Here is a 12986-nt window from a genome sequence, read left to right as displayed (position 1 = left end):
CTAGCTTTGCTGACCACCGGCGGGTAGGGGGCAGGTAAAGGGCCGCTAACTCTCTTCGCCGATGTCACCGACGTGGTCGACCAGCTTCGCCTTCCCCTCGGCGAGCTGGTACGTGACACCGACCAGGGCCAGCGCGCCTTCGCTCACCCGTTCCGCAATGGACGAGGAACGCGAGGCCAGCTGCGCCAGGGTTTCGCTCACGTGCCTGTCCTCGAACTCGTCGACACGGGTCAGGCCGTCCCGCCGGCCCGCCAAGATCGACGGCACCACGCGTTCCACCACGTCACGCACGAAGCCGCCCGGTATGGCGCCTTCGTCGAGCGCGCTCACGGTGGCCTTGACGGCGCCGCAGTTGTTGTGACCGAGCACCACGACCAGCGGGACGTTCAACTGGGTCACCGCGTACTCGATCGAGCCCAGCACCGCAGTGTCGATGGCTTGTCCGGCGGTGCGCACGACAAACACGTCGCCGAGCCCCTGATCGAAGATCAACTCGGCGGCGACTCGGCTGTCAGAACAGCCGAAGATCACCGCGGTCGGCTTCTGTCCGGCGGCCAAGCTGCTCCGGTGATCGACGCTCTGGCTTGGGTGGAGAGGCTGGCCGGCGACAAATCGCTCGTTACCCTCTCTGAGTGCTTTCCATGCGGACACCGGGTTTGTATTGGGCATGGCAGCCATTCTGTAGGGGTTTGGCCGACAATGCCTAGGGAATCGGGCGGTTCGCCGCTGTGTTCATATGAACTTCTGGGTTGGTATGAGCGCGCACAGCGTGATCTGCCCTGGCGTGAACCGGGTGTGAGCGCATGGCAGATCCTGGTCAGTGAGTTCATGCTGCAGCAGACGCCGGTGGTCCGGGTACTGCCGATCTGGACGGAGTGGGTGCGGCGGTGGCCGACCGCTTCGGCCACCGCGGCCGCCAGCACCGCCGATGTGGTGCGGGCCTGGGGCAAGCTCGGCTATCCCCGGCGGGCCAAGTGGCTGCACGAATGCGCCACCGTCATTGCGAGAGACCACAACGACGTCGTTCCCGACGACGTCGACGTACTGCTCACGCTTCCCGGGGTCGGAAGTTACACCGCGCGCGCCATCGCGTGCTTCGCCTACCGCAAGCGAGTTCCCGTGGTGGACACCAATGTTCGCCGCGTGGTAGCCCGCGCCGTACACGGTCGCGCCGATGCCGGCAGTCCGTCACCGACCCGCGACCACGCGGACGTCGCCGCCTTGTTGCCGGATGACGATGCGGCACCGCGCTTTTCGGTTGCCCTGATGGAGCTGGGTGCGACGGTGTGCACGGCTCGGACACCGCGTTGTGGGCTGTGCCCGCTCAGCCAGTGCGCCTGGCGACGCGCCGGATATCCGCCGGCTGCCGGTCCGCCTCGGCGGGTACAGGCCTACGCCGGAACCGACCGTCAGGTGCGCGGCAGGTTGTTGGATGTATTGCGCGCCAGTGATTCTCCGGTCACCCGCGCCGAGTTGGACGTCGCGTGGCTCACCGACACCGCACAGCGCGACCGCGCGCTGTATTCATTGCTCGCCGACGGACTGGTCACGCAGACGACCGATGGTCGTTTCGGCCTGGCGGGTGAGGAGTAGCCAAGAAAGACTCGACCGCGTGCCGGTACGCCTCCGGGGCGTCGTCGTGAATCAGATGCCCCGCTCCGGGAACATGCAAGTAGGTTGTCCGATAACCGATTTCGGCCATCTGACGCATCTGCCCCGGCGGGGTCACCGAGTTTCCAGCCTCGATGAGCAGCGCGGGCGAACGCACCGCCCGCCACTGTTCCCAGTAGTCGCGAGTGCCCCATTCGGCGGCGATCTCTATCCAGCGCGCGGGGTGGCCGTGTAGCCGCCAACCGGTGGGCGTCCGGTCGAACGCTTCCAAGAAGTATTGGCCGGCCACCGGCCCGAACTCGGCGAATACTTGCTCAGCGGAATCGAATTCGACCGGCAGCGCGTGCAGCCACGGCTCCCACGGACCGGTGGTGCGGCCGACGAAATCCGGTGCCATGTCCTCGACCACCAACGCCGAAACCAGATCGGGCCGCTCGGCTGCCAGACACCAGGAGTGCAGCCCGCCCATCGAATGCCCGATCAGCCTGGCCGGCGTTCCCAGCCCGGCAACCGCATCCCCGAGGTCGGCCACGAACCGCTCGGTACTGATCGGATAGGGATCGTCGACGTCCCGACCCCGGTGCCACGGCGCGTCGTAGGTGTACACCGCGCCCAGCTTGGTCAGCCACGGCAGCTGGCGGGGCCACGTGCTGCCGCGACCCATCAGCCCGTGCACCAAGACCAGCGGCGCGCCCTGTCCGCCGCGGTGGGTCAACAGATCGCTGGGCATGCCGGGCACGGTAACCTAGCCAGATGCCAGTGGTGAAGATCAACGCAATCGAGGTGCCCGCCGACGCTGGTCCCGAGTTGGAGAAGCGTTTCGCCCACCGGGCTCACGCAGTGGACAATCAGCCCGGCTTCCTCGGCTTTCAGCTGCTGCGACCGGTCAAGGGGGAGAACCGGTACTTCGTGGTCACGCAGTGGGAGTCCGAAGAAGCCTTCCAGGCCTGGGCACAAGGACCCGCGATTCATGCCCACGCCGGGGAGCGCGCCAACCCGGTGGCGACGGGGGCCTCGCTCCTGGAATTTGAGGTTGTGATGGACGTTGCGGGGACCGGCCAGAAAGGGTAGCCCCCGGCGGGTGCTGGCGTTCACCGCGGCCGCTGCGTTGGTCGTGACGTTGGCGCCCGGTTGTTCTTCCTCCCCCACGCCGTCAGCGAACGCTGCGAATCCCGGACAACGGATCGACACCAACACCCCGCCCGGCCTGCGGGCCCAGCAGACGTTGGACATGCTCAACTCCGACTGGCCGATCGGCCCGGTCGGTGTCGCCACACTGGCCGTCGGGGACAAGGTCGATTCCGTGGAAACCACCATGGAGGCGCTCTGGTGGGATCGTCCGTTTACCTTCGACGGCGTCGACATCGGCGCCAGCGTGGCGACGTTGCATCTGGTGTCCTCGTATGGGGCACGGCACGACATCCGCATTCACACCGACGACACTGGCCTGGTTGACGGATTCGACCTGGAAACCGAACCACCGTCGGTCAGGTCGTGGGGCGATGTCGACGCCATCCTGAGCAAGACGGGCGCGCGTTACTCCTACCAGGTGGCCAAGGTCAACGGCGGTCAGTGCGACCGCGTGGCGGGCAGCAACACGAGCCAATCCTTGCCGCTGGCATCGATATTCAAGCTCTATGTGTTGCACGCGCTGGCCGGAGCGATCCAGGACGGGACGGTGTCCTGGGACGACCTGCTCACCGTCACCGAGAAGAGCAAGGCGGTGGGCTCGTCCGGACTGGAACTGCCGCCGGGGGCGACGGTCTCGGTGCGCACGGCCGCCGAAAAGATGATCGCCACGAGCGACAACATGGCCACCGACCTGCTGATCGAGAAGTTGGGCACACACGCCATTGAGCGGGCGCTGGCCACCGCCGGGCATCACGATCCGGCCAGCATGACGCCGTTCCCCACCATGTACGAACTGTTTTCGGTGGGTTGGGGCCAACCGGACCTACGCGAGCAGTGGCAGCACGCCCCGGCGCCGGTCCGGGCCCAGTTGCTGCAGCAGGCGAATTCAACGCCCTATCAACCCGATCCGACCCGCGCGCACACCCCGGCGTCCAGTTACGGCGCCGAGTGGTACGGCAGCGCGGAGGACATCTGCCGGGTCCACGTCGCGCTGCAGGCCGATGCCGTCGGCAGGGCAGCGCCCGTGCGGCAGATCCTGTCCGCCGTTGCCGGCATCCAGCTGGATCGCGACATCTGGCCGTACATCGGTGCGAAAGCGGGCGGCCTGCCGGGTGACCTGACGTTCAGCTGGTACGCCGTGGACAAGACTGGGCAGCCGTGGGTAGTCAGCTTTCAGCTGAACTGGCCGCGCGATCACGGGCCGACCGTGACCAGCTGGATGCTGCAAGTCGCCAAGCAGGTCTTCGCGCTAGTGCAGCCGCGCTAGCGCGCCGGCTGGGAGTCCCGACTGGGACCCCCAGCGCCTAGAGCTACGCGTCCGGGCCGCCCGCACTGTGTGCGCCGGTCTTGGCCAGATCCGTGTCGGCAGGAGGCTTGCGGGTACCGGTGAAGGTGAACACCGCGTCCTCGCCGCTGCCTTCGCCGTCCCAGTTCTCCACATCGACCGTCACGATCTGTCCGGGACCGACCTCCTCGAAGAGGATCTTCTCCGACAGCTGGTCCTCGATCTCGCGCTGGATGGTGCGCCGCAGTGGGCGGGCGCCCAGCACTGGGTCGAAGCCGCGCTTGGCCAGCAACGCCTTGGCCTTGTCCGTCAGCTCGAGTGCCATGTCCTTGCTCTTGAGCTGGTTGGCCACCCGGCCGATCATCAGGTCGACCATCTGGATGATCTCGTCGCGAGTCAACTGGTGGAAGACGATGATGTCGTCGATGCGGTTGAGGAACTCCGGGCGGAAATGCTTCTTCAGCTCGTCGTTGACCTTCTGCTTCATCCGCTCGTAGTTGCTGTCACCGCCACCTTGGCTGAACCCGAGGCCGACCGGCTTGGAGATGTCGGAGGTGCCCAGGTTGGACGTGAAGATCAGCACGGTGTTCTTGAAGTCGACCGTACGACCCTGCCCATCGGTGAGGCGGCCGTCCTCGAGGACCTGCAACAGGCTGTTGTAGATCTCTTGGTGGGCCTTCTCGATTTCGTCGAACAGCACCACGCTGAACGGCTTGCGCCGCACCTTCTCGGTGAGCTGACCGCCCTCCTCGTAGCCGACGTATCCCGGAGGCGCACCGAACAACCGCGACGCGGTGAACCGGTCGTGGAACTCGCCCATGTCGATCTGGATGAGCGCGTCGTCGTCACCGAACAGGAAGTTGGCCAGCGCCTTGGACAGCTCGGTCTTACCGACGCCGGACGGCCCGGCGAAGATGAACGAACCCGACGGACGCTTGGGGTCCTTCAACCCCGCGCGCGTCCGGCGAATCGCCTTGGACACGGCCTTGACCGCGTCCTCCTGCCCGATGATGCGCTTGTGGAGCTCTTCCTCCATGCGCAGCAGTCGAGTGGTCTCCGCCTCGGTGAGCTTGAACACCGGGATGCCGGTCCAGTTGCCCAGCACCTCGGCGATCTCGTTGTCGTCGACCTCGGCGACCACGTCAAGGTCACCCGAACGCCATTGCTTCTCGCGTTCGGCGCGCTGAGCCACCAGTTGCTTCTCCTGATCACGCAGCCGCGCAGCCTTCTCGAAGTCCTGAGCGTCGATGGCCGATTCCTTCTCGCGGCGGGCCTCGGCGATCTTCTCGTCGAACTCCCGCAGGTCTGGCGGCGCGGTCATCCGGCGGATCCGCATCCGGGCGCCGGCCTCGTCGATCAGGTCGATCGCCTTGTCCGGCAGGAACCGGTCGTTGATGTAGCGGTCGGCCAGCGTGGCGGCCGCGACAATTGCGCTGTCGCTGATCGAAACCCGGTGGTGGGCCTCGTAGCGGTCACGCAGACCCTTGAGGATCTCGATGGTGTGTTCCACCGTCGGCTCGCCGACCTGCACCGGCTGGAAGCGGCGCTCCAGCGCGGCGTCCTTCTCGATGTACTTGCGGTACTCGTCGAGCGTGGTGGCACCGATGGTCTGCAGTTCACCCCGGGCCAGCTTGGGCTTCAGGATGCTGGCCGCGTCGATCGCACCCTCGGCGGCCCCGGCACCGACCAGCGTGTGCAGCTCGTCGATGAACAGAATGATGTCGCCGCGGGTGTTGATCTCCTTCAGCACCTTCTTGAGGCGCTCCTCGAAGTCACCGCGGTAGCGGGATCCGGCGACCAGCGAACCCAGGTCCAGGGTGTAGAGCTGCTTGTCCTTCAGCGTCTCGGGAACCTCGCCGTGCACGATCGCCTGCGCGAGACCTTCGACCACCGCGGTCTTGCCGACGCCGGGCTCACCGATCAGCACCGGATTGTTCTTGGTCCGACGGGACAGCACCTGCATGACCCGCTCGATTTCCTTCTCCCGGCCGATGACCGGGTCGAGCTTGCCTTCCATGGCAGCCGCGGTCAGGTTGCGGCCGAACTGGTCCAACACGAGTGAGGTGGACGGCGAGCCGGACTCGCCCCCGCGACCTCCGGTGCCCGCCTCGGCGGCCTCCTTGCCCTGGTAACCGCTCAGCAACTGAATCACCTGCTGACGCACCCGGGTGAGTTCCGCGCCCAACTTGACCAGCACCTGGGCGGCCACGCCTTCGCCTTCTCGAATCAGGCCCAGCAGAATGTGCTCGGTGCCGATGTAGTTGTGGCCGAGCTGCAGCGCTTCCCGCAGGCTCAGCTCGAGCACCTTCTTGGCACGCGGAGTGAACGGAATGTGCCCGGACGGTGCCTGTTGGCCCTGGCCGATGATCTCCTCGACCTGGCTGCGCACACCCTCCAGCGAGATCCCCAACGACTCGAGGGACTTGGCGGCGACGCCTTCGCCCTCGTGGATCAGGCCCAACAGGATGTGCTCGGTACCGATGTAGTTGTGGTTGAGCATCCTGGCCTCTTCCTGAGCCAAGACGACGACCCTGCGGGCACGGTCGGTAAATCTTTCGAACATCGGCGGTTACCTGCTCTCCCTCAACATCGGTACTCAAATCATTGTCTGCACAGGGGCCGACATCGCGCACCTGCAGTCCACTGTAGTGGTCGGTCAGGCAGGGTTCATAACCTCATTCGCTACCTCAGTTGCGCGACCGGTTGCAGCAGTTAAACGTAGAAAGCCAGCACAGCGTTTCCAGTACTGATCGAATCTGTTACGCCGCCAGCGAACACCGCGCAAAACAAAGACCGGCGCCCAGACCTGAGCCTGGGCGCCGGTAAACCCAAATGTCAGGTCGCGGCGTGGAATGCGTCGATGACGTCGGCCGGGATGCGGCCACGGGTCGACACATTGTGGCCATTGCGGCGCGCCCATTCCCGGATCGCGGCACTTTGCTCACGGTCGATCGCGCCGCGCCCACGGCTGGAACCCGAACGCCCGCGGCGGCGCCCGCCGACGCCACGACCGGCTGCCACCCATTGCTTCAGGTCGTTACGGAGTTTCGCCGCATTCTTGCTCGAAAGGTCGATCTCATAGGTCACCCCGTCAAGCCCGAATTCGACCGTTTCATCCGCGGCGCCTGAACCGTCGAAATCGTCGACCAACGTGACGGTTACTTTCTTCGCCATTGGCTTACCCTCGCGTTTCTTCCTGTGCAGTTAGTGTTGAAGTACGGATAGACTCCCCGCTTACTAATCTGCCATATGGTCGCAAAATACACAATCCAGACGGGTGCCGTACAGTTCACTAGGAACAGTTCAGTTGGAGTGCGGACGAACAATCGGGAACAAAACTGTCTCCCGAATTGACAACCCAGTCAAAGACATCAACAACCGATCGATACCCATTCCGGTGCCAGTGCACGGTGGCATCCCATACTCCAGAGCTGCCAAAAAGTCTTCGTCCAGTGCCATCGCTTCGTCATCACCAGCGGCTGCGGCACGGGCCTGATCAGCGAATCTCTCCCGTTGTATCACCGGATCATTTAATTCCGAGTAACCCGTGGCCAGCTCGACTCCGCGCAGGTAGAGGTCCCACTTCTCGGTGACGCCCGGGATACTGCGGTGCTGGCGCGTCAATGGGGTTGTCTCTACCGGAAAATCCTTCACAAATGTGGGCGCGGTCAACCTGTTGCCCACCGTGTGCTCCCAGAGTTCCTCGACGAGTTTGCCGTGCCCGAACCCTCGGTTGTCCGGAATCTCCACATCGAGTCGCGCCGCGATCCCAAGCAAGCGTTCAACCCTCGTGTCGGGTGTGATCTCTTCGCCCAGCGCTTCCGACAAGGAGGAATACATCTGGATTGTCGCCCATTCCCCATCGATGTCGTACACACTGCCATCCGGCATCGGTAGTTGTCTGGTGCCGATCGCCTCATCGGCCACCTCTTGAATAAGCTCCCTGGTGACCCGCGCCGAATCGTCATACGTGCCGTAGGTCTGGTAGGTCTCAAGCATAGAGAATTCCGGAGAATGCGTCGAATCAGCACCTTCGTTTCGGAACACGCGATTTAGTTCGAAGACCTTGTCGAAACCACCCACGATGCAGCGCTTGAGGAACAGTTCCGGCGCAATCCGCAGGTAAAGATCGATGTCCAGCGCATTGGAATGGGTGACGAAGGGTCGTGCCGCTGCGCCGCCGGCCAACGTCTGCAACATCGGCGTCTCGACTTCCAGGAAGCCGCGCCGATCAAGCGCATTCCGGATGGCGCGGATAACCGCGATGCGCTGCCGGGCCACCGCGCGAGCCTGCGGACGTACGATCAGGTCCACATACCGTTGCCGGACTCGCGATTCTTCACTCATTTCTTTATGCGCGACCGGCAGCGGCCGCAATGACTTGGCGGCCATCCGCCACGAGTCGGCGAGGACCGATAACTCACCCCGTCGCGAACTGATGACGTTGCCGTGCACATAAACGATGTCGCCGAGGTCGACGTCGTGCTTCCACGCGTCCAGTGCGGCCTGACCAACCTTGTCGAGGCTGATCATGGCCTGAAGCTGGGTTCCGTCGCCATCCTGCAGCGTGGCAAAGCACAGTTTCCCGGTGTTGCGGGCGAACACCACGCGGCCGGCCACGCCGACGACGTCCTCGGTTTGGAAGTCGATCGGCAGGTCGGGGTACGCGGCGCGGACCTCGGCAAGGGTGTGGGTGCGTTCCAGCGCGACGGGGTAGGGATCCTGCCCCTCACTCAGAATGCGAGCGCGCTTGTCCCGACGGATTCTGAACTGCTCGGGAAGGTCCCCGGACGGGTCTGTCGGGCCCTCTACGCGGGATGAATCGGCTGAGCTCACGACGTGCCAGCTTAATGACTGCCGCCGGGTCTGCGCTCACGGCACCGGGCCTGGCTCGGCCTGGCTAGGGGGCCTGGCTAGGGCGCCGTGCGCAACCGGCCGCGCTGAATCTCCTGATTGCGTTCGAAAACGAGTCGCAGACCCTGCAGCGTCAGGTGCTTGTCATAGTGATCGACGCTGTGCAGTTCGGGTAGCAGCAGGGGCGCGGTATGCCCGGTCGCCACGACGGCGACATCGTCGCCGGCGGAGAAACCCTTGACGTCCTCACGGATGCGCCCAACCAGGCCGTCGACCAGTCCGGCGAACCCGAACACCGCGCCGGCCTGCATGCATTCGACGGTGTTCTTGCCGACCACCGAGCGGGGCCGGGCCAGTTCCACGCGGCGCAACGCGGCCGAACGGGCGGCGGCGGCGTCCGACGACACCTGCACACCGGGTGCGATGGCACCGCCGAGAAATTCACCCTTGGCCGACACGACGTCCACGCAGATCGACGATCCGAAGTCCACCACGATGGCGGCCGTGCGGAACTTGTGGAATGCCGCCAGACAGTTGACGATCCGGTCGGCGCCAACCTCTTTGGGATTGTCGACCAGCAACGGCATTCCGGTGCGGACCCCCGGCTCGATCAGCACGTGCGGCACCGTCGGCCAGTACTGGTCGAGCATGATCCGCACCTCGTGCAGGACCGACGGCACCGTAGACAGGCCCACGGCGCCGCTGAGCCGCTCCGAGTCGTCACCGATCAAGCCGTCGATGGTGAGCGCCAGTTCGTCTGCGGTGACCTCGGACTCGGTGCGAATCCGCCACTGCTGCACTACTTTCGCGTGCTCCTTGGCTCCCGACAGCAGTCCTACGACGGTGTGGGTGTTGCGGACGTCGATCGCCAGCAGCACGGCTACCGGGCGCCTAACCGGGGATTCATGAGTTCGGCCGCATTGTCCGGCACGAACGCGGGGTCGCTGCCCAAGTCGATCTGCTTGTTGTCGGCGTCGACGAACACGATCCGGGGCTGGTAGGTGCGGGCCTCCGCGTCCTCCATCGTCCCGTACGCGATCAGGATGATCAGGTCACCTGGGTGGACGAGATGTGCTGCGGCGCCGTTGATTCCGATCACGCCGCTGCCCCGCTCGCCGGTGATCGCGTAGGTGACCAGCCGGGCGCCGTTGTCGATGTCGACGATGGTCACCTGTTCGCCCTCAAGCAGATCCGCGGCATCCATCAAATCGGCGTCGATGGTCACCGAGCCGACGTAGTGCAGATCCGCCTGCGTGACCGTGGCGCGGTGGATCTTCGACTTGAGCATCGTCCGCAACATCAATTCCTCCAATGGGTTTGGGCAAGTTCGTCCGGCCCGTTGCTGGTGCCGGCGAGATTGCCGATTTGAATTGCCACGTTGTCCAGAAGTCGGGTGGTGCCCAGTCGGGCCGCGACCAGCAGCCGACCGCATCCGTTGGTCGGCTCCGGCTGCAGCTCCGTACCGCGCAGCTGCAGGTAATCGACCACCAATCCGGGTGTTTCGTCGAGTACCGCGCGGGCCGCGTCCAGCGCCGCCTGGGCGCCCTCGGCGGCGGCGTGCGCCCCCGCCGTCAGCGCCGCCGAAAGCGCGACCGCAACTTCGCGCTGGGCCGGGTCCAGGTAGCGGTTGCGGGAGGACATCGCCAACCCGTCGACCTCCCGCACGGTCGGCACCCCGACCACCTGGACGTCGACGTTCAGGTCGGTGACCATCTGCCGGACCAGGACCAGCTGTTGATAGTCCTTCTCGCCGAAGAAGATCCGATCAGGCTGCACAATCTGCAGCAGCTTCAGCACCACAGTCAGCATCCCAGCGAAATGCGTTGGACGCGAGGCACCTTCGAGTTCGTTGGCGAGGGGTCCCGGCTGCACGGTGGTCCGCATCCCGTCGGGGTACATCGCCGCCACGGACGGTGTGAAGACAATCTCAACACCCTCGGCGCGCAACAGTTCCAGGTCGGCGTCGAGGGTACGGGGATAGGCGTCCAGATCCTCTCCCGCACCGAACTGCAGTGGGTTGACGAAGATCGACACCACGACCACCGCACCCTGTACCCGCTTGGCGGCCCGCACCAGGGTCAGGTGCCCCTCGTGCAGGGCTCCCATGGTGGGCACCAGCATGACTCGCCGACCGGTGTGCCGCAGCGCGCGGCTGACCTGCCTGACCTCGCTTGGCACCGCGTATACGTTGAGTTCGCCGGGATTGAACTTTCGGTCTTTCATCGCGCCAGCACCTCGACGACGTCCTCGGGGGCGTGGGCACGCCGCGCGGTGCGCAGGGCGTTCACCCGATAAGCCTGGGCGAGTTGCGGGTCCACGTCGGCGAGCGCGGCCAGATGACCGGCGACCGCGGCCGCATCGCCGCGGGCCACCGGTCCGGTGAGCGCGGCCTGACCGCGTTGCAGGGTGTTCTGCAGCGCAGCCCGGGCGAGCGGTCCGACGATGCGCTCGGCGATTCCGCCGGGCTGATCGTCGACCAGTTGCTGGCCGAGCAATTCGTCGCCCCGCAGCGCGGCCCGCAACGCTTCGAGGGCATCGGCCAGCACCGTCACAAGGTGATTGCTGGCGTGGGCCAGCGCGGCGTGGTAGAGGATGCGGGCGTCCTCGCGGACCCAGAACGGCTCGCCGCCCATTTCGAGCACCAGCGACTGCGCGATGGCACGGCCGACTTCGTCGGCCGCGGTGATCCCGAAGCACGTGTCGGGCAATCGGCTGATGTCCTCGTCGGAGCCGGTGAACGTCATCGCCGGGTGGATGGCCAGCGGGATACAGCCCTGGTCGGTCAGCGGGGCGAGAATTCCGATCCCGTTCGCGCCGGACGTGTGCGCGACGATCGTCCCGGGACGCACCGCGGAGGTGGCCGCCAAACCCGAAACCAGGCCGGCGAGCTCACCGTCGGGCACCGCAAGCAGGAGCAGCTCGGCACCCGCGGCGACATCCTGGGGCGGCAGCACGGGGGTATCGGGCAGCCGGCGTTGCGCCCGCTGCAGTGACGCTTGGGAGATGGCGCTGCAAGCGACCACAACGTGGTCTGCACGCTCCAGCGCGACACCCAGGGCGGTGCCTACCCGGCCGGCGGAAATGATTCCCACCTTGAGCCTGGCCGGGCGCAAACCGTCGAACTGCCCCATCGCAGACGACCTCACAGGTTTCTTTCGTGCGTTCCAGTCCCATGCCTCGGGTACCGGACGGTCGAGTCAAACTTTAGTCGATAGATCCGGCAGCACCGAGCTCAGCCGCTGCGTCGACGCCGCCGGCCGCCGGCGTTCGGGTCCACCTGGAGCCGCGCAAGGAGGTCGGCGACGGATTGTCCGCCGGTCTGCGGATCCAAGTTGTGGGAGCCCGCCGACTCCTCTTCGGCGCTGCGACGCCGTCTGCCGGACTCCGCCGGCGGCGCGGCGGGGGGCGTCCCACCACCGGCGAGTGGTGGCTCCGCCGCAGGTGAGGCGGGTGGTGCCGGCGCTTCGCCCTGGTTCGGCTGCTCGAGATTGGCCCCCAGGCCCGCCACACCGAAGTCCCGGTATTCGGCCGAGTGGCGGGACCTCGACCGGCGACCGCCGTACTGCGGCGCGACGTCGACATGCCCGATTGTGATATCGCCCTCATCTTCGTCGTCATCCCGGGCCCGGCGCCGCCGCCGACCCGAAGGCGGGGCGAGAGGCGGTTCCGGGGACGGCGCGGGTGGCGGTCCGGCCGGTGCAGCGGCCTCGGCAACCTGCGGCTCCGGCGGGCTGGGCTCAGGGGCAGCAGGCGGCGGAGGCGGAGCCTCGGGGTACGCCCAATTGCTGCCGGGTGCGCCGGGTGGCAGCCAGCGCCCTTCCGCGGTGACCGGTTGCCATTCGGACTGCTGCGGCTGCGGCGGCTCGAAAGGCTGCGGCTGCTGCGGCGAAGGCTGCGGCGAAGGCTGTGGGAAGGACTGGGGGAAAGGCTGGGGACGCTGCCACTCGGACGGCGGTTGTTGCGGCTCGGGCTGCGGCACCTGCTGCACGGGTGGCACCTGCTGCACGGGTGGCGGCGGCTGGCGGTGGCGCGGCGCGGACACCGGCTCGGGTTGCGGGCCCGCCTCGGGGCGTTCCGCGGCCGGTATGGGTTGTCGAGGTGGCGG

Annotated in this window: 12 protein-coding genes and 1 pseudogene; 3 read left to right on the top strand and 10 right to left on the bottom strand. The window is 66.1% G+C overall.

The window, feature by feature from the left end:
* Nucleotides 1-45: 45 nt before the first annotated feature.
* On the bottom strand, nt 46-669 hold the full coding sequence (locus BST27_RS12125) for a carbonic anhydrase (RefSeq protein WP_069419441.1): 624 nt from the start codon (nt 667-669) through the stop codon (nt 46-48).
* A gap of 30 nt (nt 670-699) precedes the next feature.
* Between BST27_RS12125 and BST27_RS12120 the strand changes: the two genes are divergently transcribed.
* Entirely contained in the window at nt 700-1593 is an 894-nt protein-coding gene (locus tag BST27_RS12120; RefSeq protein ID WP_069419440.1) for an HhH-GPD family protein, read from the top strand.
* On the opposite strand, the gene BST27_RS12115 is transcribed toward BST27_RS12120, so the two are convergent.
* Nucleotides 1547-2350 carry an alpha/beta fold hydrolase gene (locus tag BST27_RS12115; protein ID WP_139805122.1) on the bottom strand — a complete coding sequence of 268 codons (804 nt, stop codon included), beginning with the start codon at nt 2348-2350 and terminating at the stop codon, nt 1547-1549. The two genes, BST27_RS12120 and BST27_RS12115, sit on opposite strands and share 47 nt — an antisense overlap.
* 14 nt (nt 2351-2364) lie before the next feature.
* Here BST27_RS12115 and mhuD point away from each other — a divergent pair, with 14 nt between their 5' ends.
* Together mhuD and BST27_RS12105 are read left to right on the top strand one after the other, a co-directional pair.
* Nucleotides 2365-2682 carry a mycobilin-forming heme oxygenase MhuD gene (gene mhuD, locus BST27_RS12110; protein ID WP_069419439.1) on the top strand — a complete coding sequence of 106 codons (318 nt, stop codon included), beginning with the start codon at nt 2365-2367 and terminating at the stop codon, nt 2680-2682.
* Nucleotides 2657-4009 carry a serine hydrolase gene (locus BST27_RS12105; RefSeq protein ID WP_069419438.1) on the top strand — a complete coding sequence of 451 codons (1353 nt, stop codon included), beginning with the start codon at nt 2657-2659 and terminating at the stop codon, nt 4007-4009. Before mhuD ends, BST27_RS12105 begins: the two co-directional genes overlap by 26 nt.
* Nucleotides 4010-4052: 43 nt before the next feature.
* On the opposite strand, the gene clpC1 is transcribed toward BST27_RS12105, so the two are convergent.
* The 8 genes and pseudogenes from clpC1 to BST27_RS12065 form a co-directional block, all read right to left on the bottom strand.
* Nucleotides 4053-6590: an ATP-dependent protease ATP-binding subunit ClpC gene (clpC1, locus tag BST27_RS12100; protein WP_069419437.1), complete on the bottom strand. Its 2538-nt coding sequence runs from the start codon at nt 6588-6590 to the stop codon at nt 4053-4055.
* Between the two features lie 272 nt (nt 6591-6862).
* On the bottom strand, nt 6863-7201 hold the full coding sequence (gene lsr2 / locus BST27_RS12095) for a histone-like nucleoid-structuring protein Lsr2 (protein ID WP_083148487.1): 339 nt from the start codon (nt 7199-7201) through the stop codon (nt 6863-6865).
* Nucleotides 7202-7330: 129 nt separating this feature from the next.
* Complete coding sequence (gene lysS / locus BST27_RS12090) at nt 7331-8863, bottom strand: lysine--tRNA ligase (RefSeq protein WP_069419435.1); 1533 nt, start codon at nt 8861-8863, stop codon at nt 7331-7333.
* Nucleotides 8864-8940: 77 nt separating this feature from the next.
* Nucleotides 8941-9759, bottom strand: coding sequence for a type III pantothenate kinase (locus tag BST27_RS12085; RefSeq protein ID WP_069419434.1), 819 nt, complete (start codon nt 9757-9759; stop codon nt 8941-8943).
* A 2-nt stretch (nt 9760-9761) separates the two neighbouring features.
* A complete protein-coding gene (panD, locus tag BST27_RS12080; RefSeq protein ID WP_069419433.1) occupies nt 9762-10181 on the bottom strand; it encodes an aspartate 1-decarboxylase in 420 nt (139 codons plus the stop codon).
* Nucleotides 10181-11104: a pantoate--beta-alanine ligase gene (gene panC / locus BST27_RS12075; protein WP_069419432.1), complete on the bottom strand. Its 924-nt coding sequence runs from the start codon at nt 11102-11104 to the stop codon at nt 10181-10183. The genes panD and panC overlap by 1 nt, the downstream gene beginning before the upstream one ends.
* Nucleotides 11101-12012 carry a Rossmann-like and DUF2520 domain-containing protein gene (locus BST27_RS12070; protein WP_069419431.1) on the bottom strand — a complete coding sequence of 304 codons (912 nt, stop codon included), beginning with the start codon at nt 12010-12012 and terminating at the stop codon, nt 11101-11103. The genes panC and BST27_RS12070 overlap by 4 nt, the downstream gene beginning before the upstream one ends.
* Before the next feature lie 101 nt (nt 12013-12113).
* Nucleotides 12114-12986 (bottom strand): annotated as a pseudogene (locus BST27_RS12065) (hypothetical protein); the annotation flags it as partial.

It is taken from the genome of Mycobacterium intermedium (assembly GCF_002086275.1).
GTDB classification, from domain to species: domain Bacteria; phylum Actinomycetota; class Actinomycetes; order Mycobacteriales; family Mycobacteriaceae; genus Mycobacterium; species Mycobacterium intermedium.
The sequence above is the reverse complement of the archived record's forward strand: the minus strand, read 5'-3'. Positions and strand labels throughout refer to the sequence as shown.